This window comes from Aciduricibacillus chroicocephali (genome assembly GCF_030762805.1).
Classification (GTDB): domain Bacteria; phylum Bacillota; class Bacilli; order Bacillales; family Amphibacillaceae; genus Aciduricibacillus; species Aciduricibacillus chroicocephali.
In genome coordinates, this window is record NZ_CP129113.1 from 1,026,026 (window position 1) to 1,048,890 (window position 22,865).

The following is a 22,865-nucleotide window of genomic DNA, read 5'->3' on the forward strand; positions in this document are numbered from 1 at the left end:
AATGGCTCAACTTACAATGCTTCAAGCAATTACTGATGCACTCCGCACAGAACTTGAAAACGATGAAAACGTCCTAGTCTTTGGAGAAGATGTCGGAAGAAATGGCGGTGTATTCCGCGCAACTGAAGGTCTTCAGGAGAAATTTGGTGAAGAACGTGTTTTTGACTCGCCTCTAGCGGAATCTGCAATTGGCGGTATGGCAATCGGTCTTGCTTTACAAGGCTTCCGTCCAGTGCCGGAAATTCAGTTCTTCGGGTTCCTTTATGAAGTAATGGACTCTGTAAGTGGGCAGATGGCAAGAATGCGCTATCGTTCAGGTGGTACATACAGTCAGCCAATCACTGTTAGAGCGCCTTTCGGAGGCGGTGTACATACACCAGAACTTCATGCAGATTCCCTTGAAGGGCTTGTTGCTCAGCAGCCTGGTCTTAAAGTTGTCATTCCTTCAACCCCTTATGAAGCGAAAGGTTTGCTCATTGCTTCGATTCGGGACAATGATCCGGTTATTTTCCTTGAACATATGAAATTGTACCGCTCGTTCAGAGAAGAAGTTCCTGAAGAAGCTTATACAATTGAATTGGGGAAAGCGGCAGTTAAACGTGAAGGAACTGATGTAACAGTTATCTCTTACGGAGCAATGGTACATTCGTCACTTAAAGCAGCGGAAGAGTTGGAGAAGGAAGGCATTAGTGTTGAATTGATCGATTTGCGCACTGTCTCTCCTGTGGATTACGATACAATTCTTGAATCTGTAAAGAAAACGAACCGTGCAATTGTTGTTCAAGAAGCACAAAAGCAAGCAGGAATAGCAGCGAATGTCGTTGCAGAAATCCAGGAGCGGGCTATTTTGCATTTGGAAGCACCGGTTCTTCGTGTTACTGCGCCTGATACTGTATATGCTTTCTCTGAGGCTGAAGAAGTGTGGCTTCCAAATCATGAAGACATCAAAGAAAAAGTGCAACAGGTAGTCAATTTCTAAAACAGAAAGACGGGAGGTACAAAAATATGGCATTTACATTTAAACTGCCGGACATCGGTGAAGGTATTCACGAAGGAGAAATCGTCAAATGGTTCATCGAGGAAGGCAAAGAAGTTAAAGAAGACGATGTACTTTGTGAAGTGCAAAATGATAAAGCAGTTGTCGAAATCCCTTCTCCGGTTGATGGAACGGTAAAGACAATTCATGTCAAGGAAGGTCAAGTGGCTGTTGTTGGTGATTCACTAGTGAGCATTGATGCTGAAGGCTACGAAGACGAAGAGGTTGAACAGCCGAAAGCGGAAGAAGAAAAAGCTCCAGCTTCTGAAGAGGCGAAACAGCCAGCTAAAGAAAATGAATCACGCTCTGTTGCAGATTCTGGGGAGAAGAGCGCTAATGTAATTGCGATGCCTTCAGTCCGCAAGTTTGCACGTGATAATGATGTAGCACTTTCTGGTGTTACTGGTACTGGTAAAAATGGCCGCATCCTAAAAGAAGATGTCGAAGCTTATTTGAACGGGGACACTGCTAAACAGGAAGTTTCTGAAGATATTCCATTGCAAGAAACTGGAGAGACTCCAGAAACAGCTCCACAGCAGTCACAAACAATTACAGGTCCACTAGCGGAAACACGTGAGAAAATGAGCCCGATTCGCAAAGTGATCGCTAAAGCAATGGTCAATTCCAAAGCTAAAGCCCCTCATGTTACTTTGATGGACGATGTAGATGTGACTGAACTTGTTGCTCACCGCAAAAAGTTCAAAGAAACGGCTGCAGCTCAAGATATCAAACTCACATATTTGCCATATGTAGTGAAGGCTCTCGTTTCAACTTTGAAGAAATATCCAATTCTTAATGCATCTGTTGATGATGAGACTGATGAAATTGTCTATAAGCACTATTACAACATCGGAATAGCAGCTGATACGGATAAAGGATTGCTCGTTCCAGTTGTAAAAAATGCCGAAACAAAGTCAATTTTTGAAATTTCCAGAGAAATTAGCATATTGGCAGAAAAAGCACGCGATGGTATACTTGCATCGGAAGAGATGAAGCACGCATCATGCACCATTTCCAATATTGGTTCTGCTGGCGGACAGTGGTTCACACCAGTGATCAACTATCCTGAAGCAGCGATTCTTGGCATTGGCCGCATTGCTGAAAAGCCGATAGTCCGCAACGGGGAAATTGTTGCAGCTCCGGTCCTCGCTCTTTCACTCAGCTTCGACCACCGTATTGTCGACGGCGCGACAGCACAGTCTGCGCTGAATCAAATAAAGAGATTGCTGAATGATCCACAACTAATTATGATGGAGGGGTAGAATATGGTAGTAGGAGATTTCCCGGTAGAAACAGATCTTCTCGTAGTTGGAGCAGGTCCTGGAGGTTACGTAGCAGCTATCCGCGCTGCACAGCTTGGTCAAAAGGTAACAATCGTTGATAAGGCACATCTCGGTGGTGTATGCTTGAACGTTGGATGTATTCCTTCTAAAGCACTTATACAGGCTGGTCATGCAGCAGTTCACGCTGGTGGCGATGCTGAACTTGGCATTTCTAGTGAAAATGTGAAAGTTGATTTCACAAAAGTACAGGAATGGAAGTCTGGCGTTGTAAACAAACTTACTGGTGGTGTTGAACAGTTGCTTACAGGCAACAATGTCGACATCGTAAGAGGCGAAGTTTACTTCGTTGATAAAAACACAGTTAAAGTAATGGATGAGAAGAACTCTCAGACATACACTTTCAATAATTGCATCATTGCAACTGGTTCTACACCTATCGAAATTCCGACATTCAAGTTCTCATCACGAGTTCTTGATTCAAGCGGCGCTTTGAATCTTAAAGAGATTCCTAAAAAGCTTGTCGTGATCGGTGGCGGATACATAGGTACAGAGCTTGGTACAGCTTATGCAAACCTTGGTTCTGAAGTTACAATCGTTGAAGGCGGCAAAGATATCCTTGGTGGATTTGAGAAATCAATGACTGCTCTTGTCAAGCGCCGTTTGAAGCAGAAGAACGTTACAGTTGTTACAAAGGCACTTGCTAAAGGTGTTGAAGAATCAGCTGATGGCGTAAAAGTTACTTATGAAGTAAAAGGCGAAGAAGTTACAGTAGATGCAGATTATGTACTTGTAACAGTTGGCCGCCGTCCGAACACTAAGGAAATCGGTCTCGAAGAAATCGGCATCGAGTTCACTGAAAGAGGACTTATCCAGGTTGACAAGCAGTGCCGTACGAATATCCCGAATATTTATGCAATCGGTGATATCGTTCCAGGTCTTCAGCTTGCACACAAAGCTTCCTACGAAGCAAAAGTAGCAGCTGAAGCAATCGCTGGTGAGAAGAGCGAAGTGGATTACATCGCAATTCCGGCAGTTTGCTTCACAGACCCTGAACTTGCTTCAGTTGGTCACACAGAAGCGAGTGCTAAAGAAGCTGGCATTGCAATTAAACCAGGCCGCTTCCCGTATGCTGTTAACGGACGCGCTCTTGCATTGAACGAGACAGACGGATTTGTTAAGCTAATTGTCCGTGAAGAAGATGGCGTTGTAATTGGCGGCCAAGTTGCCGGTGCAAGTGCAAGTGACATCATCGGAGAAATCGGGCTTGCTGTTGAATCCGGCATGACTGCTGAAGATATCGCACTTACAATTCATGCGCATCCTAGTCTTGGCGAAATGGTCATGGAAGCTGCAGAGCTTGCCATTGACAAGCCAATTCATATGATTAAGCAGTAAATATTTTGAAAAGACTGTACACCGATAGCGGGTACAGTCTTTTTGTCGGTGCTGAATAATTTGTTTCAAGAATGGGAAAACAGAATTGAAGTCTGTATTTAGGGGTGACGTGATGAAAAAATTTACAATGCTGCTTATAGTAATTGCCATGATCTTTATCGCCGCTGGCTGTGGAGATAACAATAGCTCCAAACAGCCGGACAATGATAAAAAAGAAAGTACAACAGAAACAGATAAAAAAAGATCTATAGAAACGAGCAAGTCGTCCGAGAACGGTAAAAAGCAAAAAGAAGAGCAAGCTCAGGCAATTAAGCCAGAGTATAAGCTCAATGAAAAAAACTGGTCTATTGAGCCTATAGGTGATGCTCCTTCAAAAGTTGTTCTCGTAACAATTGATGATGCTCCAGATAAACATGCTGTTGAAATGGCAATAAAATTAAAGAAAATGAATGTACCTGCGATCTTCTTTGTCAATGGACATTTTATTGATTCTGAAAAAGGCAAGAATGATTTGAAGAAGATACATGACATGGGCTTTGTTATTGGCAATCATACATATAGCCATAACAGCCTCCCAGAACAGTCAAATGCAAGGCAGAAAAAAGAAATCACGGATGTCGATCAAATGGTAGAAGATGCGATTGGGAAGCGCCCTTCATTTTTCAGGGCTCCGTTTGGGCAGAATACAGATAATTCTAAGAAAGTAGCTGCCGATGAAGATTTGACATTAATGAACTGGACATACGGATATGATTGGAATAATGAGTATATGACGAAAGATACCATTCAAAAAATTATGGTTAATGCGCCAGAACTGAATGATGGAGCGAATTTGCTCATGCATGACCGCGAATGGACGAATGATGCTCTCGAAGGTATTATAAAAGGGCTTCGGGATAAAGGATATGGTTTTGTAGACCCTAAAAAAATCAAAGGGTACCATCCGTAAATCGATTTTCGAAAAGGAGGGGAATGTTTTGAGTTACCACTACCCGCTTGATGAATCTTGGTCAAGGCAGGAAATTATCGATGTTGTCAATTTTTTCAATATGATTGAAATGGCATATGAAGGACAAGTGAAACGGACAGACCTGCTTCTTGCTTATGAACGATTTAAGCAAATAGTTCCAGCAAAAAGTGAAGAGAAGCGTTTCTATGCAGATTTTCAGAAAAGCTCCGGATACTCTGCTTATCGCGTTCTAAAAGAAGCCAAGAATAGTACACAGGATAAAATCAGATGCAACAGATGAAAAAAAACAGCCAGGGCTATATTAGCCTTTGGCTGTTTTTTTTAATTATGCATGACGGGCGCTTAAAGCGAGTTTATAGAACGGAATGAGCGAGTCTATTGTCTTCTTTGTGATGTTCATGAATTTCTCTCCATCTTCAAGTATCGGATCTCCAGGCTTCAAATGCAGTCCAACGAGAAACTCAGCCTTTTTGACATCTCGGAAGCGCTCAAGGTCCTTCTGTTCAAGTTCGGCCACGGTGAAAGAGCTGTTTTTCATATGATCAAGAGATACGGCATAATGGTCAGGCAAAGCTTTTAGTTCGTCATAATGCTCAAGGAATTTACTGGCAATTTCCGATTTAAAATCCAATTCATAAATGAGTGCAAGCCAGATGAATACATGATCGTCAAAGAGGCCAACCTGAAAATGAGGGTGCTTTTTATATCCACGTTTGTTATCGGCTACTGCGAGCCACGTATCTTTTGGGGGATTGACAGTCCTGCGGGCGTGTTTGGCAATATGAAGAAACATTTCATTGCCAAGTTGAGCTGACAGATGATCTTCCAGCTCAGATCCGATTTCTCGGAATTTTGGCTGAATACGCGTCTGGATTGCTTCCATTCGCTCTTCAAGACCGTCTATCAAGAATGTGTCAAAGTCAGTTTTATGAAATCCATTAAAGTCCATTTGTATGTCTCCTTCTATGTTTAAATGCATTCTCTATAAGATGATTATTCAGTAAGGAGGCTTTCCAGTCAAGCGGTGACAGACGCCTGTACAAGGTTTAAAGCAGAAAGTAAACAGGGTATGAATATACCAACATCGAGAATACACAGAATATTGTTGAACAATCTCGAAAGGATTGCCATATATATAATACAAAGGATAAATGAAAGGATGAGAAACATGAACTACGTAATGGATGCATTGAGAAAAAAAGAAGCCGAAAAGAAACTTCCAGTCATCAAGATGGAAATTGACTACGAACTCCTTACACTTTATGATGCGATGCAAGCAAAAGACAAAACTCAGCAAATCCTTTCCAAAGAAAAATTGGTACAATTGCATGCTGAACTGCAAAAAATTACCCAGTAGCAACTTGATAACATGAATGGTCTCAATATATGAAAGATGTATATTGAGGTCATTTTTTGTGTGTTGTATCCATTCGTGTTTTCTCATCCGTTCAATGAAAGTGACGGAATTTAATCCTTTTGTTAAACTGTATATACATATTATTTTTCGTGGGGGACAAATCATGAAAGCTGAAATACGGAACAGTCTTTACGAACAAGCGAAAGAGTGGATTCTAGAAGCTGGTGCAAGAATACGAAAACAGATGCGTGATCCGCTCGTTATTTCCATAAAGTCCAATCCACAGGACCTTGTAACAACAGTGGATGAAGAGACAGAAAGATTCCTGGCCGGCAAAATTCGAGAGCTCTATCCGGATCATCATTTGATTAGTGAAGAAGGATTTGGCGATAATTTAAATTCAATGAAAGGTACAGTATGGCTCATTGACCCGATTGACGGGACGACTAATTTTATTCACCAACGTCGGAATTTTGCGATATCAGCTGGTATTTATCATGACGGGATCGGCGAAATCGGTTTGATTTATGATGTCATGGGGGATTGTCTTTACAGTGCAAAAAAAGGTGAAGGCGCCTTCAAAAATGAAGAACGTCTTCCACAGCTGCGTGAAGGTGCTATGCTTGAACGCTCAGTCTTGGCAATGAATAATAAATGGCTGATTCCGAATCCGGTTGTACAAGTTGAGAAGATGGAGGAATTAATCCGTACTGTCCGTGCAACACGTACATATGGTTCAGCGGCACTTGAATTTGCCTATGTTGCGGAGGGAATTGTCGATGGTTATATGACTATACAGTTGTCTCCATGGGATATTGCTGCAGGCATCATCATTGTTAATGAAGTTGGCGGTGTCACAACAAATGTATTCGGAGAGCATGTTGATATTCTGAAGAAGAATTCCATACTCGTTTGCAATAAAAAAATTCATGGCCGTATCGTCAACGATTTTATTTTAGAAGGAAAAAAATAGGGAGATTGACACAAAAAATCCGCCTAGGCGGAAGTGAAAAGGAAGATTAGATGAGTATCCTAAAGCGATTTACTACGATTATGTCCAGTAATATCAATTCTCTTCTTGATAAAGCAGAGGACCCGGCAAAGATGGTAGACCAGTATTTGCGTGATTTGAACAGTGATCTCGGAAAGGTCAAAGCTGAAACAGCGTCCGTCATGGCTGAGGAACAAAGATCAAAGCGTGAATTGGATGAATGTACGGCTGAGATTGATAAAATGCAGAAGTATGCTGTAAAAGCTTTGCAGGCAGGCAATGAAGACGATGCACGCAAATTCCTTGAACGGAAAAATGTGTATACGACAAAGCAACAGGAATTGCAAAGTGCCTATGAGCTCGCGAGCACGAATGCAAAGCAGATGCGTGAGATGCACGATAAGCTTGTTAAAGATATTGGCCAGTTGGAATCACGCCGTCAACTGATCAAGAGCAAAGCTGCAGTAGCAAAGACACAGCAGCGTATTAATAATCTTGGATCCTCAGCAAGCGGAGCGAGTGATACGATGGGGGCCTTCAGCAGAATGGAAGAACGTGTAAATCGTTCGCTTGATGAAGCAAATGCGATGGCAGAGCTGAACCGTGATGATACTGATGACATTAAAGATTTAACTGCAAAATATGATGACGATAAGAATCCGGTGGAAGATGAACTGGAAGCACTAAAACGCCAGCTCGCAGAAGATAAAGAGTAAAACATCATATTTACTGACAGCCGCTGTATATATACGGCGGCTGTTTTTAGGCGAGGGGGAATCTGAATGCTCGTTCAGTACAAATGTCCGAACTGTGGGAGTGATATGGAATTCGACGCTGATAGCGGAACACTATCTTGCCCCAGCTGCGGCAGACAGGAAAATATCGAAACATTCCCAGAAGAAAACAAGATTAAGGAGTTCAGCAACGAGGAAGTCAATGAATACCATTGTGAAAATTGCGGTGCAGAGATTATAACTGATTCGGACACAACAGCGACGAATTGTGATTTTTGTGGAGCCCCAGTAGTACTTGCTGATAGATTGGCCGGCAAACTGGCACCTCATGAGGTCATTCCTTTTGCCATTACCAAAGAGAAGGCCCAGGAGGCATTTAGAAAATGGTGCCGGAACGGGAGACTTACTCCAAAAGGATTCATGACTGCAGACAGAATCAAGAATATAACTGGCATCTACGTTCCGTTCTGGTTGTATGACACAGAGACTAGGGCTAAAGTACACGCTAAGGCAACACGAGTCCGTACATATACAAGTGGCGATTATATTTACACAGAAACAGATCATTTTGAACTGATGCGCGATGTGGAATTGCACTATAATCGAGTTCCAACTGATGCATCGGAGAAAATGAACGATCAGTTGATGGATAAGCTGGAACCTTTTCATTATCAAGGTTTGAAAGAGTTCAAAATGCCATATTTAACCGGGTATGTGGCCGAAAAATACAATTTTGACGATAAAGAGTTATTTTCACGATTGAAAATAAAAATCGACCCTTATATCAACTCATTTGTCAGATCGACAATGAACGGTTACTCTACAGTTGTTCCAATGGAGCAACAAGTTAATACAAAGCCGAAACGGGCTTCATATGCACTCATGCCCGTCTGGATGGTTTACTACGATTACAACCAGTCTGTTCATACGTTTGCCATGAATGGGCAGACTGGAAAAGTCGTCGGCAAGCCACCAATTAGCAAAGGGAAAGTAGCCGCATGGTTTTCCAGTATTGCAGGAGGAATTTTTATTGCTTGGAAAGCCTTTGTGCTCGCTGCAGGAGGTCCTTTATGGTGAGTTATTCCCAAAAATTCGCTGCGTTCCTAGTGCTCATGCTCGTCTTTTTAGTTGTTCTCCCATTCGGCAACAAAGCTGAAGCTGCCAAACAGAGGGTCTTTGACTATGGTAACTTATTATCCAGTGCGGAGAAGCAGAAGTTGGAAGACAGTGCGGCAGAATACAGCAGCAAGCGGAAGATTGATTTCTATATAGTCACTCATGTTCGTGAACAAGTGGGGAGCCAAAAAGCACAAATAATTATGGAAGATTTCTATTCAGAAGTATTAAAAGCTAAGGGTAATGCTGCCATCCTAAGTTATATCGACGATGTTCCCGGGAAGAAGGACCTGTATATTGGCGGCTATAAAAAAGCGGAGAAGAGTTTGAACAACAATCGAATCAACACACTTCTGGACAAAATTGTACCGTACTTAGCTGAAGATGAATATGCTAAAGGATTTGAGAAATATCTCGATTTAGCTTATGAATATTCTGGAATACGTTTTGGATTGAATCCAGAAAGCATATTGTTCAAAACATGGTTTCAACTGCTGATTGCTTGCAGTGTTGCAGGGATTGTATTGTGGATAATGCTTCGGGACATAGGTGGTAAAGTGACGGTTTCTGGCGCGACGTACAGAGATGCCGGTCAATCGAAGCTGCTTGGCAAGGAAGACAGATACATTACGACAACGGTTACTCGGGTTCGCAAACCTGAATCTAATGATAATAATAATTTTGGCGGCGGTGGAATGTCTGGAGGCGGTCCATCACATAGTGGAGGCGGACGCAGATTCTAAGAGAGGGGTTAGAACTATGGGTTTTTTCAAAAATCAATTTGCAGATGTAGTAGAGTGGGAAGAATTCAGACAGGATATGATTTTTTGGAAATGGCAAGAACGTGAAATTAAGAGAGGCAGCAAGCTGATTATACAGATGGGTCAAGATGCTGTTTTTCTAAGAGACGGCAAGATCGAAGGGATTTTCGAGAAAGAAGGTAGTTATGATATTGAGTCTCAAATTGTTCCCTTTCTATCTACATTAAAGGGCGTTAAATTTGGATTTAATAGCGGGATGAGAGCGGAAGTGCTATTCGTTAACACAAAGACGTTTGTCGTAAAATGGGGCACGAAGAATGCCATAAATATCCCTACAGAGCAACTGCCAGGAGGCATGCCGATCCGTGCAAACGGCACATTCGAATTCAAGGTTTCCGATTATGTTGCGCTTATCGACAAGATTGCCGGGATTAAGCAAAGCTATCTCGTTGAAGATGTCAAAATTAGAATTACGGCTGTCCTTGATCAGCTGCTTATGAAATGGATTTCCCGAGAAGGGCATGACATGTTCAATTTGCAGGCAAATGCGGGTGAAATTGCATCAGGCATTCGTGAAGATCTTGACATGCAGGTTATTGATAGCGGGTTGTCTATTACGAACTTCACGATTATGAGCTTCAACTATCCGAAAGAGATTCAAGATATGATTACGAAAAATGCCTCACACGGAATGGTTTCCGATTTAGGCAAATACCAGCAGATCGAGCTTACAAATGGCATGGCTTCAGGCAAGATGCAGGGTGGAGCGGCTTCAGACATGGCTGGTATGATGATGGGTATGAACGTTGCTAAGGAAATGATGGACAATATGAACAAAAACGAGAAGGGGAAGAACCAAAAAGATTCAGATGAGCAAGTTCAGAATGTAGATCCATCTGGTAAAATGCCGAACTTCTGTCCGAATTGCGGGGAGAAAACGACTGGATCAAAATTCTGTCCAAATTGTGGTCAAAAGCTCGTACCCTGAAAAGAATTGATAATTGCGAAAAATGGTCTGGCTCGAACTAACTTCTTCTTGTATGATAGGAGGTATAGTATCGACAGGGTGGGAGTTTTCTATGAACTTTCTATATGATTGGGTCGTCAACACATTTCCAGGTCAAGTTTTCTGGACATATTATGTTTTAAATCTTATTTTTGCAGCAATTGCGTATAAGCTTGGTTTTGCGAGGGAATTGCCTTGGCAAAAAAGTATCATTGTTTACCTGCTTCTAGCTGTTGGAAACTTTATCCTTGCAGTCTTTAGCATTATGAAATTGCCGATTACAGAGAGCCTTATCATCATATCTCTTATATTAGGGATGTACAGATACCGCCTTCATAAGGAACGCTCTGCAAAAGGAAACGAAGCTTAAAAAAGCGAACACCACATGGTAGCATGTGGTGTTCGCTTTATTTAATAAGCTGTCGTTTTTTCTTTTTGTGATGAAATAATCTAAAATTTCCCGTTGCAAGCCGCTCTTCAGTCCGTTTGCTGATCCGTTCTCTGCATTCCTCACACATATGCAATCTTTCTTGGCGGTTACGGAGATTTTTAGCTTGAAGAGAATCGAAGTCAATATCATCTATTTTATTGCACAAAATGCAAGTGGCTTTCATATTGTTCACTTCCTGAAATCTAGAATGAATTTCATTATATCATAAAGGTTTTTAAGATGTATGACATGCACATACAACAACCATTATACATCATAATTGAACCGTATCCATGTTTGTTTAGCGTCAGCTTGGGGAAACTTGTGATTGACACAATAATTAATCAATTTTTAAGTCCATGGTTTTTGGAAGGAGAAAACGTTCATGAAAAAAAGGCTACTGCTGTCAATCGCGACTTTAGCTGGAGCAGGCATTGTATATCAGAAAAAAAGGGCACGGTCGAACCACTTTGATAAAATTGCAAGAACAAAACTTGAAAAAGGCGATGACTTGCATCTGGAAGAGACGATTGAGGATGCTGGCATACCTGATCAGACAGGCGAGAAAAGTCATGCGCAACTTGAAAACGCCAAGATGGTCTCTGAAGGCTCACAATTCGGTGTACAATATTATAACGAGTTGAAAGAGAAAGAATATAAACTGAAGTCTAAAGGAAAGTCGGCAAAATAAATATTGCCGGCTTTTCTTTTTTAATTAATGACAATACTTGCAAATCCTTTGACCGGGATGCCTTTTGGTTCAGTGAATAAATAGACTGGACCTTTATCTTTTATTTGTTTGCCGTCAATTGAAAAGAGCAGGACACTGTTTCTAAGCTCTGTCATTGACAACAAGGCAAGTGAAGTGCCATCAGCTGCTTTTAATTGTGCAGATTGTGCCTCTTCAAATGGCTCAGCACGTTCAATAAAAAACTTCAGCTCCATGACATAGCTTCCTGTTTCTGAAACGCTAAGCGTACTTTTGCGAGAACTTCTTTCGGTTGGTGATTTGCTATTACGGGATTCGGAGTCTAATCCGCTTTTGCTAGGATCATTTTTTAAATAATCCTCTAATGACAGCTTTCGATCATCAAAAATCCATACTGAAGGATCTAATGTGATGTCATATTTTACACTTCCTTTTATAAGGACGATCATTGTAATTTCCTCCGTTTTTTCAGACTGTTTTTCCTATCGTATCAAAATTCTCTCTGACTATCATTATAGTAATCCGCATTTGCTCCTAGACACTGATTTTGTTTGCTTTTTATCTTTTCACAAGCTAATATATTATATAAGGAAGTCTTACAGTGGAGGGATAAGAATGATAACCGAGGCAACTGAAAAACATCGTGAAAAAGCCTGCGCCCTTCTTATGGCAGATGCCGAAAAAATCCTGAGATTGATTGAAGTTCAGATTGAGAACTTGACTATGCCTCAATGCCCTCTGTATGAAGAGGTGCTTGATACTCAAATGTATGGACTTTCAAGGGAAATCGACTTTGCTGTAAGGCTCGGACTTGTCGAAGAAAGTAAAGGCAAGGAAATTCTCGATAACCTTGAGAAACAGCTTAATATACTGCATGAAGCAGCACAGCACTCTCTCTAATGAGGAATTCGAGTGGGTGGGGATACTGAACTTTGCCTGCGGACTGACGGCAAGGTTTTTTTATCTTCAATAAAGCCGTCGTCTTTTGTGCGTATACGCACTGTCGTAAATGGCAAGATAAAACAGAAAAATCTGAAGCACATTATGTTACACTATTTCGGGTAATGTGTTATACTAATAAAAAATTCTGTTTTAAACGTATCGCCTGCCTGATTAAGGAGTAGGTTATGATCCGAAAATTGAAAGAATTTGATTTTATTTTGGTGTTCGCACCTCTTCTTCTCGCAGCTTTCGGCATGGTCATGATCTACAGTTCCAGCATGGTTACATCCATTGTTGAAGGTCAAGCGAGCACGTACTACCTCATGAAGCAGCTCCAGTGGTTCATACTGGGTCTTGCGGGAATGATTTTCACCAGCTTCTTCCCGTACAGAAATTATCAAAAAATGATGAAAATGCTCATGTTAGTTGTTATTGTATTATTAGCTGGTGTTTTGATTTTTGGGGAAACGAGAAATAATGCAAGATCTTGGTATTCATTTGGCCCCGTGAGCCTTCAGCCTGCGGAATTTGCCAAATTAGGTTTGATTTTGTATCTCTCGTACATATATTCCAAAAAACAAGCCTATATTGACCAATTTGCAAAAGCGGTTGTACCTCCATTGGTATTCATGGTATTCATCCTGCTTTTCATCGTTGCCCAGCCGGATTTAGGTACGGCAGCAATCATTCTGCTCATTGCCTGTACTGTCATTTTCAGTTCAGGGATCCGTATTCGACATCTTGCCTTCCTTGGTACAGTGATTGGCATTCTCCTTGCTGTAGCGATTCCGTTTATGGTGACTGATGTCCGAATTGCTCGTTTTACTGGAGCATTCAAGCCATTTGATGCACCTGATACGGGTGGCTACCACCTGATTCAGTCATACTTGGCTATCAGCGGTGGAGGGCTGACGGGTACGGGCTTAGGTCAGAGTATTCAGAAACTTGGCTATCTGATGGAAGCCCATACCGATTTCATTATGGCGGTTATTGTCGAAGAGCTTGGAGTGTTTGGCCTTATTATCGTCTTTGGGCTGCTTGCTCTAATTATATTAAGGGGCTTGCATTTTGCCAGAAGATCTAACGACAGTTTTGGCTCTCTTCTAGCGATAGGCATCACTTCGATGGTAGCTATACAAGCGTTTATCAACCTTGGTGCCATCAGCGGACTTTTACCGATTACAGGTGTGCCGCTGCCATTCGTCAGTTATGGTGGTTCATCATTGCTCGTCCTCTTGTTATCGATGGGTATTTTGAACAACATCGCCAGATCTGTAAGAAGAGAAGAAGGAAAGCCGATGAAATTGGAAATCGGTGAGCAGCATTCAGCTGAAAAAGTATTACATAATAGAGGAGGAAAATCATGGCTGAAACAAGAGAAATCAAAAAGGTACTAGTAGCAAACCGAGGCGAGATTGCAATCCGTGTTTTCCGTGCATGCACTGAGCTAAACATCCGTACCGTTGCAATCTACTCAAAAGAAGATTCTGGGTCTTATCATCGCTATAAAGCGGATGAGGCTTATCTGATTGGTGAAGGCAAGAAGCCGATTGATGCTTACCTTGATATTGAAGGCATCATTGAACTTGCGAAAAGTGTCGATGTAGATGCAATTCACCCTGGCTATGGTTTCCTTTCAGAGAATATCCAGTTTGCTCGCCGCTGTGAAGAAGAAGGCATCATCTTCATTGGTCCTACAAGCACACACCTTGATATGTTCGGGGACAAAGTAAAAGCACGTGAACAGGCAATCAAAGCTGGTCTTCCTGTAATTCCAGGTAGTGACGGTCCTGTAGAATCACTTGAAGAAGCTAAGGAATTCGGTGAGAAGCACGGTTACCCACTTATGATTAAAGCATCATTGGGTGGCGGCGGACGCGGTATGCGTGTTGTTCGCAGTGCTGATGAAATTTCCGAAGCTTATGACCGTGCGAAAGGTGAAGCGAAGGCTGCCTTCGGCGATGATGAAGTATATGTTGAGAAGTTGCTAGAAAACATTAAGCATATTGAAGTTCAGATTATTGGTGATAAGCATGGAAATGTTATACACCTATTTGAACGTGACTGTTCAGTTCAGCGCCGTCACCAGAAGGTAGTTGAAATTGCTCCAAGTATTTCACTATCTGAAGACTTGCGTGATCGCATTAACAATGCTGCGGTAAAGTTGATGAAAAATGTCGACTATATCAACGCAGGTACTGTTGAATTCCTTGTAAGTGAAAATGATTTCTACTTCATTGAAGTAAACCCACGTGTTCAGGTTGAGCATACAATCACTGAAATGATCACTGGTTTCGATATTGTTCAGACACAGTTGAAAGTTGCTCAAGGCGAGAACTTGCATGGTAAGTCAATCGGTATTCCTGAACAGGACAAAATTACAACAAATGGTTATGCGATTCAGTCCCGTGTAACGACTGAAGATCCACTTAACGGATTCATGCCTGATACAGGACGCATTCTTGCTTACCGTTCGGGTGGCGGTTTTGGTGTACGTCTTGACGCAGGAAATGGTTTCCAAGGTTCTGTAATTTCCCCACACTACGATTCTTTGCTAGTTAAATTATCTACATGGGGTCTTACATTCGAGCAGGCTGCACAGAAGATGCTGCGTAACTTGAAAGAGTTCCGTATTCGCGGAATTAAGACAAATATTCCGTTCATCGAGAATGTTGTAACACATGAGAAGTTCCTTACAGGTCAATACAATACAACATTTATTGATCAGACACCTGAGTTGTTCGAATATCCTAAGTCCCGCGACAGAGCTACTAAGATCTTGAACTATCTTGGTACAACTACTGTCAATGGCTTCCCGGGTATTGAAAAAGCGAAGAAACCGGTATTTGACAAGCCGCGATTCCCACAGACTTCCGGCAAGGAAATCCGTGAAGGTGCCAAGCAGCTTCTAGACAAGGAAGGTCCTGAAGCAGTTGCGAAATGGGTAAAAAGCGAGAGCGATGTTCTTCTTACTGATACGACATTCCGTGACGCTCACCAGTCATTGCTAGCGACTCGTGTACGTTCTAAAGACCTTCTAGCTATTGCGGAACCAACTGCAAAACTTCTTCCTGATCTATTCTCAGTTGAAATGTGGGGCGGTGCTACATTTGACGTTTCCTATCGTTTCCTTCTAGAAGATCCTTGGAAGCGCCTGATTGAAATGCGCAAGAAAATGCCGAACGTTCTATTCCAAATGTTGTTGCGTGCAAGCAACGCGGTAGGATATAAGAACTACCCAGATAACCTTATCAAGAAGTTTGTTGAAAAGAGTGCTGAAACAGGCATCGACGTATTCCGTATTTTTGACAGCTTGAACTGGCTTCAAGGAATGATTCCTGCAATCAATGCTGTTCGTGAAAGCAATAAGATTGCCGAAGTTGCACTTTGCTACACTGGCGATATCCTTGATAAAGGACGTACAAAGTACGATGTCGACTACTATGTAACAATGGCGAAAGAGCTTGAAAAAGCAGGCGCCCACATCCTTGGTTTGAAAGATATGGCCGGGTTGCTCAAGCCTGAAGCAGCATACCAGCTTATTACAGCTTTGAAAGATGCAGTTGATCTTCCAATTCACTTGCATTCCCATGATACAAGCGGTAATGGTGTCATGATGTACTCTCGTGCGATTGATGCAGGAGTTGACATTCTTGACATTGCAAACGGACCAATGTCAGGTTCAACTTCACAGCCTAGCGCGCAGTCTCTATACTATGCACTTGAAGGCAAAGATCGCAAGTTGAAAGCTGATATTAATGGTTTCAACGAACTTGCCGGTTATTGGGAAGATGTTCGTGAATATTACCAGGAATTCGAAAGTGGAATGAAAGCTCCACATACGGAAGTTTACTTCCACGAAATGCCAGGTGGTCAGTACAGCAACTTGCAACAGCAAGCTAAAGGTGTTGGACTTGGCGATCGCTGGGATGAAGTCAAGACTATGTTCCGCCGTGTTAATGACATGTTCGGCGATATCGTTAAAGTAACTCCATCTTCCAAAATTGTTGGTGACATGGCATTGTTCATGGTACAAAACAACTTGACTGAAGAAGATGTATACGAAAAAGGTATGTCCATTGACTTCCCGGATTCAGTTGTTGAATTCTTCCAAGGTTATATCGGCCAACCTTACCAAGGCTTCCCTGAAAAGCTTCAGAGAATCGTCTTGAAGAGCAAAGAAGCAATTACTGTTCGTCCTGGAGAACTTCTTGAGCCGATTAACTTCGATGAACTCAAAGTTGAACTTGAGAAAATCATGGAGACTGAACCAACTGAATTTGATTTGATTGCCTATGCTTTGTATCCTAAAGTGTTCAAAGACTATATCGCTAACACGAAGATCTTTGGTGACATTTCCACAGTGGATACTCCTTCATTCTTCTATGGCATGAAGCTTGGCGAAGAAATCGAAGTAGAAATCGAGAAAGGGAAGACGCTTATCATCAAGCTCATCTCCATTTCCGAAGCACGCTCCGATGCAACGCGTGTAGTATTCTTCGAGTTGAACGGTCAGCCTCGTGAAATTGAAGTGAAAGATGCAAGCATCAAGTCTAATGTCGTAGCTAAAGTCAAAGCTGATCCGACAAATGACAAGCATATCGCTGCAACAATGCCAGGAACAGTTGTTAAAGTTCTAGTTGAAAAAGGCGATAAAGTCAAACAAGGCGACTATTTGTTGATCACAGAAGCCATGAAGATGGAAACAACTGTACAAGCACCATATGAAGGTGTTGTTAAAGATATTCACGTTAAAAATGCTGATGCCATTACAGTTAATGATTTGCTAATCGAGTTCGAATAATATAAAAAGACCCGCTCTTCATGTTGATGAAGAGCGGGTCTTTTGAAATTCTTAGATAAAAAAATATAGAAGCTCAGCAAAATTATGCTTGCTGAGCTTCTTCATATTGAGGAGCATTTGCTTTTTTCTCATAATATGCGCTTCTTTCAGAAAGAAGTACGAAATAGCTGATCATACCGAAATAACATGAAATAACGAGTGCATGCATAAGAGCTATCCCAAGATTAAGCTGTGAGAAGATGATTAGTGCTCCAAAAACGACTTGCATACAAATAAGTAGGAATGTAATTTGCCAACCGCGTTTCATTGTCATTTGATTCTGATAAGTACGCCTTACTCTAATATAGAAGGATAATGTCCATATAAACAATAGAAGCGCAGCAAGCCGATGACCCATTTGTATCCATTGCAGATGATTGTAAGAGTTAAAAGCAAATGGAGCTGCATTATTACAAAATGGCCATCCGCCACATACAAGGTTTGCTTTAGCATGACGTACGAGCGCTCCTGTATATACAGCGATGAGTGTGTAGGCCATTAAACAGTAAATCTCAATTCTATGAGATTTGCGTATGATCAGCTTCGAAGCGTCAAATTTCTTATCCACTTCAAAAATAAGCAAAGTCAAAAGAAAAACCGAAGCAAAAGATATTAAAGAAATTCCAAAATGTGCTGCTAAGATGAATTTTGACTGTCCCCACATTACTGCTGCTGCTCCAATCAGTGCTTGGACAAGTAGAAAAGATATTGAAATGAGTGAAAGAAAGCGTGCTTCACGAATATGCGGCAACTGTTTCCACGTCCAGAAGCAAAGCAGCAAAACTGCGATGGATACCACTCCGGAAACAAGTCTATGGCTTAGCTCGATTAATAGTTCGGGAGTAACGTTCGTAGGCATGAATTTGCCATTGCAAAGAGGCCAACTTCTGCCGCAGCCGTCCGCAGAACCTGTTTTTGTGACAAGGGCACCACCCATGAGAATAAGTGTCATCCCAATTGTTGCAACAACAGAAGTTACTTTTAGTTTTCTTAACATTAGGAGAGCCTCGCTTCTGTTAATTTATTGAATTTGTCAAAATGCTCTTTATTTGGTACTTTTAATTTATCATTAGATTTAAATCTATCTTAACACATTAACTCTTTATTGCAATTGTCAACATAGGTCGAAATACATCGGCACTTGGAGGTGATTCCTGTTTTTGCAAGCGCATTCAATAAAGTGACCAAACTTTTGGAAAGCGCGTACAATTCTAAAAAAGCTGAATAGATTGTCTTGCAAGAACATGGTACAATATGTTTAATGCTGGCAATATTGCCAGTCTGCCATAATAAAATTGCAAAGATGATTCTACATGAATGTGACAAGAGAAGGGGGGATCTCAGTTGGAAAGATTGGAGGCAGTCCCTGGCCAATCCGATAGCGGGCATCATGTTCTGTCCAAAAACAGCAGACTAACAATAGCTGATATAAAGGCATTTGTGAAAACAGGCATAATTAATTCTAATCTCATGATGGTTTTCGCAGGTTACTGGTTGGCACTGCATTTTTCCGATGCAAGCTTTTGGGCGAACTGGAATATATTAATTTATACTATGTTTGGCAGCGGGCTTGTCATAGCTGGGGGATGCATACTCAACAATTGGTTTGATTCAGATATCGACCCTGTAATGGAAAGGACAAAGGAACGCCCAACGGCAACAGGGCAGATTGCTTTGCCGGCTACGCTCATTATTGGAACCGGTTCCACAATCCTCGGAATTGGTATATTGCTTCTTGCCTCTACTGCAGCTGCAATCATTGCACTTACCGGTTGGTTTGCATACGTAGTCCTTTACACAATTTGGACGAAACGCCGATATACTTTGAACACAGCTGTTGGCAGTCTTTCTGGAGCTGTTCCACCGCTTATTGGCTGGGCGGCTGTAGACTCGAAGCCTCATGTGGTAGCTGTCGTACTTTTTCTGATCATGTTTATATGGCAGACACCGCATTTTTTGGCCCTTGCTATGAAGAAGAATGAAGAGTATAAGGCTGCCGGCATTCCAATGCTTCCCGCTGTATATGGTTTTGCTTTTGCAAAACGACAGATTGTTGTCTATATAGCTTGTCTGCTTCCGCTGCCGTTCTACATGGCAGAACTTGGAACAGCTTTTGTTTCCATAATGACAGTATTAAATACTGGCTGGCTGATTACCGGGCTAGCAGGGTTCATTATGAAAAACGAACTTAAATGGGCCAATCTTATTTTCTTCTATTCATTGAACTACCTTACTGTCCTGGTAGTAGCAATGTTCATTGCTACAGTCTAGGCAAGAATCCAGTGTCCTTAATATTTCACAATATAAAGGAAAAACAAATAGAAAGAGAGGTAGACATTTTATGAGAAGTGCATTTGGCAAAATGAAAACTGCATTTCTTTTAGCTGTAACCGCTTTAATACTTGCGGGCTGCGGCAAGGAGAATTTGACAGCACTTGTCCCAAAAGGGGTCGGCGCTCAGAAATCTATGGATCTGATTATCCTGACTACAGCTGTCATGACCCTAGTATTCTTAATTGTTATTATTCTTTTTGTGGTTGTCCTGGTAAGGTACCGCAGGAAAAAAGGTCAGGAAGATTACATACCAGAGCAAGTGGAAGGCAACAAGACATTAGAAATTGTCTGGACTGTCATCCCAATCATCCTTGTATTGGTCATGGCTGTTCCGACAGTTGTCTATACCTTCGAGCTAGCTGATGATTCAAAAGCAAAGGATCATATTAATATTGATGTAAAAGGAAACCAGTACTGGTGGCATTTTGATTACAAAGGAGAAAAGATTCAAACGAGTCAGGATCTTTATATTCCAACTGGTGAAAAGGTGTACGTCCATCTCCTTTCGAACGATGTGACACACTCGTTCTGGATTCCAAGCATATCAGGTAAGCTCGATGTCAACCCTGAGAACGAGAACACGATGTATATTGAAGCGAACGAAGAAGGAGTTTATTGGGGGAAATGTGCTGAATTTTGCGGTCCGTCTCACTCTCTGATGGATTTCAAAGTGGTGGCAGTCAGCCCGGATAAATACAAGCAATGGGTAAAAGACATGCAAAACTTTGACCCTAAAAAGTTCAAACCGGACACTCAAGTTGCACAGGAAGGACAAAAGCTTTTTGAAGAGAAAAGCTGTATTGCCTGTCATGCGATTGGGCCATCTCCGGTTGCAACAGGTCCTAATCTGACTGACTTCGGAAACCGAGAAAAATATGCTGGTATTCTTGAACCGACAAAAGAGAATCTCGTTAAATGGATTGTCGATCCGGAAAAAGAGAAACCTGGAAACAAAATGACTGGAAAATATCCGAAAGTAACGGAAGAGGAAGCAGGAAAGATTGCTGAATATCTCATGCAATTAAAACCTTCTTCTGTAACACCTGAAACTGTTTCCAAATAAAGAAAAGTTCCATTCAGGGAATCAAAGGGGAGGTAACATAACGTGAGTACAGCAGCGACTCAAAAAAGAAGTGTTGGCGCTGTAATATGGGATTACATGACGACAATTGACCATAAGAAAATCGCCCATCTCTATCTGATAGGCGGTGGGTTGTTCTTCCTGCTTGGTGGTCTTGAAGCTGTCATTATCCGTATACAGCTGATCAAGCCAATGAACGACTTTATCAGTGCCGGTTTGTATAACGAAATGATTACAATGCATGGAACGACAATGATTTTCCTTGCAGCAATGCCGATTATATTGGCACTTATGAATGCCGTGCTTCCATTACAAATTGGAGCACGAGATGTAGCTTTTCCATTCTTGAACTCACTAGGATTCTGGCTGTTCATGCTGGGTGGAATTTTGCTGAACTGCAGCTGGTTCCTTGGTGGCGCTCCTGATGGAGGATGGACATCCTACGCATCGTTCGCGATGACATCACCCGGACATGGAATCGACTTCTATGTAATTGGATTGCAGATAGCAGGGGCTGGAACGCTTATGGGGGGCATTAACTTCCTCGTAACGGTGATCAATATGAGAGCCCCAGGAATGACTTATATGAGAATGCCACTATTTACTTGGGCATCTTTTATTACAAGTGTTCTGATTCTGTTTGCTTTCCCAGCCCTAACAGTAGCATTGTTCTTACTAATGTTTGATCGCATGTTCGGTTCTGCGTTCTTTGATGTGGCAATGGGTGGTAACACGGTCATCTGGCAGCATTTGTTCTGGATTTTTGGACACCCGGAAGTATATATTCTAATTCTTCCAGTGTTCGGACTGTTTAGTGATGTGTTCTCCACATTCTCTAAAAAACGTCTCTTTGGTTACACAGCAATGGTATTTGCTACTATGCTCATTGCCTTCCTTGGCTTCATGGTTTGGGCACACCATATGTTTACGGTAGGACTTGGACCTGTTGCGAACTCAATCTTTGCAATTGGTACAATGGCAATTGCCGTGCCTACAGGAATTAAAATCTTTAACTGGCTTGCAACAATGTGGGGAGGCAGTATCAAAATCACTGCAGCAATGCTTTGGGCATTAGGTTTTATCCCTTCCTTTACAATTGGTGGTATGACAGGTGTCATGCTCGGTTCTGCAGTAGCAGATTTCCAGTACCATGACACGTACTTCGTAGTTGCACACTTCCACTATGTCATTGTTGGTGGTACTGTTTTCGGGATCTTCTCGGGACTGCATTACTGGTGGCCTAAAATGTTTGGACGAATTTTGCATGAAGGACTCGGTAAGATTACCTTCTGGCTGTTCTTCATTGGCTTCCATCTGACATTCTTCATCCAGCATTTCCTTGGTCTTATGGGGATGCCAAGACGATATTGGGTGTTCTTGAAGGATCAGGATCTTGATCTAGGGAACTTGATTAGTACAATAGGTGCATTCTTTATGTCTGTTGGTGTTATTCTGTTCCTCATTAATGTAATTATTACAGCTAGAGGGCCAAAAGCACCTGCCGATCCATGGGATGGACGTACGCTTGAATGGGCAATTTCTTCACCGCCGAAATATTATAATTTCAAGCAATTGCCTCTTATTCGGGGTTTAGATCCGCTCTGGATCGAAAAAATGGAGGGGAATGGAAAAATTCCTCCTGCAGAGCCTCTTGCTGATGTTCATATGCCAAGTAATACGATTTTGCCGTTCCTTATCTCAGTCGGCTTTTTTGTAGCAGGTTTTGGCTTTATTTATCAAACAGATCACAAACTGGCATTGCTGCCGTTGTATATCGGCATGGCCTTTGCAATTGGCTGCATGGCAGTTCGCTCATTCAAGGATGACCTCGGCTACTATATCAAGAAAGAAGATCTTGAAGGGGAGGTTGACTGAAA

23 protein-coding genes are annotated in these 22,865 nt (G+C 41.9%); 19 read left to right on the plus strand and 4 right to left on the minus strand.

Features of this window, described 5'->3' with window-relative positions; all coding sequences use genetic code 11:
* Position 1: 1 nt before the first annotated feature.
* From QR721_RS05360 to QR721_RS05380, 5 genes are all read left to right on the plus strand, one after another.
* The gene (locus tag QR721_RS05360; RefSeq protein WP_348029424.1) at positions 2–979 is read left to right on the plus strand and encodes an alpha-ketoacid dehydrogenase subunit beta; all 978 of its coding nucleotides are present in this window, start codon (positions 2–4) and stop codon (positions 977–979) included.
* 26 nt (positions 980–1,005) lie between these two features.
* Complete coding sequence (locus tag QR721_RS05365; RefSeq protein ID WP_348029425.1) at positions 1,006–2,298, plus strand: dihydrolipoamide acetyltransferase family protein; 1,293 nt, start codon at positions 1,006–1,008, stop codon at positions 2,296–2,298.
* Between the two features lie 3 nt (positions 2,299–2,301).
* Complete coding sequence (gene lpdA, locus QR721_RS05370; RefSeq protein ID WP_348029426.1) at positions 2,302–3,714, plus strand: dihydrolipoyl dehydrogenase; 1,413 nt, start codon at positions 2,302–2,304, stop codon at positions 3,712–3,714.
* 112 nt (positions 3,715–3,826) lie between these two features.
* The gene (locus QR721_RS05375; RefSeq protein ID WP_348029427.1) at positions 3,827–4,663 is read left to right on the plus strand and encodes a polysaccharide deacetylase family protein; all 837 of its coding nucleotides are present in this window, start codon (positions 3,827–3,829) and stop codon (positions 4,661–4,663) included.
* A gap of 28 nt (positions 4,664–4,691) precedes the next feature.
* Complete coding sequence (locus QR721_RS05380; RefSeq protein WP_348029428.1) at positions 4,692–4,964, plus strand: UPF0223 family protein; 273 nt, start codon at positions 4,692–4,694, stop codon at positions 4,962–4,964.
* A 45-nt stretch (positions 4,965–5,009) separates the two neighbouring features.
* Here the strand turns inward: QR721_RS05380 and QR721_RS05385 are convergent, their stop codons facing one another.
* Positions 5,010–5,633, minus strand: coding sequence for a YktB family protein (locus QR721_RS05385; protein WP_348029429.1), 624 nt, complete (start codon positions 5,631–5,633; stop codon positions 5,010–5,012).
* 219 nt (positions 5,634–5,852) lie between these two features.
* Between QR721_RS05385 and QR721_RS05390 the strand changes: the two genes are divergently transcribed.
* From QR721_RS05390 to QR721_RS05420, 7 genes are all read left to right on the plus strand, one after another.
* Positions 5,853–6,041 carry a hypothetical protein gene (locus QR721_RS05390; protein ID WP_348029430.1) on the plus strand — a complete coding sequence of 63 codons (189 nt, stop codon included), beginning with the start codon at positions 5,853–5,855 and terminating at the stop codon, positions 6,039–6,041.
* A gap of 163 nt (positions 6,042–6,204) precedes the next feature.
* Complete coding sequence (locus QR721_RS05395; protein WP_348029431.1) at positions 6,205–7,014, plus strand: inositol monophosphatase family protein; 810 nt, start codon at positions 6,205–6,207, stop codon at positions 7,012–7,014.
* 50 nt (positions 7,015–7,064) lie between these two features.
* A complete protein-coding gene (locus QR721_RS05400; RefSeq protein ID WP_348029432.1) occupies positions 7,065–7,748 on the plus strand; it encodes a PspA/IM30 family protein in 684 nt (227 codons plus the stop codon).
* A gap of 66 nt (positions 7,749–7,814) precedes the next feature.
* Entirely contained in the window at positions 7,815–8,843 is a 1,029-nt protein-coding gene (locus QR721_RS05405; protein WP_348029433.1) for a TFIIB-type zinc ribbon-containing protein, read from the plus strand.
* Positions 8,837–9,625, plus strand: coding sequence for a TPM domain-containing protein (locus tag QR721_RS05410; RefSeq protein ID WP_348029434.1), 789 nt, complete (start codon positions 8,837–8,839; stop codon positions 9,623–9,625). The genes QR721_RS05405 and QR721_RS05410 overlap by 7 nt, the downstream gene beginning before the upstream one ends.
* Positions 9,626–9,641: 16 nt before the next feature.
* Positions 9,642–10,631 (plus strand): SPFH domain-containing protein, encoded by a 990-nt coding sequence (locus QR721_RS05415; protein WP_348029435.1) that lies wholly within the window; start codon positions 9,642–9,644, stop codon positions 10,629–10,631.
* Between the two features lie 91 nt (positions 10,632–10,722).
* On the plus strand, positions 10,723–11,019 hold the full coding sequence (locus QR721_RS05420; RefSeq protein WP_348029436.1) for a YlaH-like family protein: 297 nt from the start codon (positions 10,723–10,725) through the stop codon (positions 11,017–11,019).
* A 37-nt stretch (positions 11,020–11,056) separates the two neighbouring features.
* Here the strand turns inward: QR721_RS05420 and QR721_RS05425 are convergent, their stop codons facing one another.
* Positions 11,057–11,263: a YlaI family protein gene (locus tag QR721_RS05425; RefSeq protein WP_348029437.1), complete on the minus strand. Its 207-nt coding sequence runs from the start codon at positions 11,261–11,263 to the stop codon at positions 11,057–11,059.
* 201 nt (positions 11,264–11,464) lie between these two features.
* Between QR721_RS05425 and QR721_RS05430 the strand changes: the two genes are divergently transcribed.
* Positions 11,465–11,770 (plus strand): hypothetical protein, encoded by a 306-nt coding sequence (locus tag QR721_RS05430; protein WP_348029438.1) that lies wholly within the window; start codon positions 11,465–11,467, stop codon positions 11,768–11,770.
* Positions 11,771–11,790: 20 nt separating this feature from the next.
* On the opposite strand, the gene QR721_RS05435 is transcribed toward QR721_RS05430, so the two are convergent.
* A complete protein-coding gene (locus QR721_RS05435; RefSeq protein WP_348029439.1) occupies positions 11,791–12,237 on the minus strand; it encodes a hypothetical protein in 447 nt (148 codons plus the stop codon).
* A gap of 166 nt (positions 12,238–12,403) precedes the next feature.
* Between QR721_RS05435 and QR721_RS05440 the strand changes: the two genes are divergently transcribed.
* The 3 genes from QR721_RS05440 to pyc all read left to right on the plus strand — a co-directional run bounded on the left by QR721_RS05440 (position 12,404) and on the right by pyc (position 17,534).
* A complete protein-coding gene (locus QR721_RS05440; RefSeq protein WP_348029440.1) occupies positions 12,404–12,688 on the plus strand; it encodes an Fpa/YlaN family protein in 285 nt (94 codons plus the stop codon).
* A 227-nt stretch (positions 12,689–12,915) separates the two neighbouring features.
* Entirely contained in the window at positions 12,916–14,127 is a 1,212-nt protein-coding gene (locus tag QR721_RS05445; RefSeq protein ID WP_348029441.1) for an FtsW/RodA/SpoVE family cell cycle protein, read from the plus strand.
* On the plus strand, positions 14,094–17,534 hold the full coding sequence (pyc, locus tag QR721_RS05450; protein ID WP_348029442.1) for a pyruvate carboxylase: 3,441 nt from the start codon (positions 14,094–14,096) through the stop codon (positions 17,532–17,534). The genes QR721_RS05445 and pyc overlap by 34 nt, the downstream gene beginning before the upstream one ends.
* An 82-nt stretch (positions 17,535–17,616) precedes the next feature.
* On the opposite strand, the gene QR721_RS05455 is transcribed toward pyc, so the two are convergent.
* A complete protein-coding gene (locus QR721_RS05455) occupies positions 17,617–18,570 on the minus strand; it encodes a COX15/CtaA family protein (protein WP_348029443.1) in 954 nt (317 codons plus the stop codon).
* Positions 18,571–18,917: 347 nt separating this feature from the next.
* On the opposite strand from QR721_RS05455, the gene cyoE reads away from it, so the two are divergent.
* The 3 genes from cyoE (at position 18,918) to ctaD (ending at position 22,863) form a co-directional block, all read left to right on the plus strand.
* Entirely contained in the window at positions 18,918–19,844 is a 927-nt protein-coding gene (gene cyoE / locus QR721_RS05460) for a heme o synthase (RefSeq protein ID WP_348029444.1), read from the plus strand.
* A gap of 70 nt (positions 19,845–19,914) precedes the next feature.
* On the plus strand, positions 19,915–20,970 hold the full coding sequence (coxB, locus tag QR721_RS05465; RefSeq protein ID WP_348029445.1) for a cytochrome c oxidase subunit II: 1,056 nt from the start codon (positions 19,915–19,917) through the stop codon (positions 20,968–20,970).
* A gap of 42 nt (positions 20,971–21,012) precedes the next feature.
* The gene (gene ctaD / locus QR721_RS05470; protein ID WP_348029446.1) at positions 21,013–22,863 is read left to right on the plus strand and encodes a cytochrome c oxidase subunit I; all 1,851 of its coding nucleotides are present in this window, start codon (positions 21,013–21,015) and stop codon (positions 22,861–22,863) included.
* Positions 22,864–22,865: the final 2 nt, after the last annotated feature.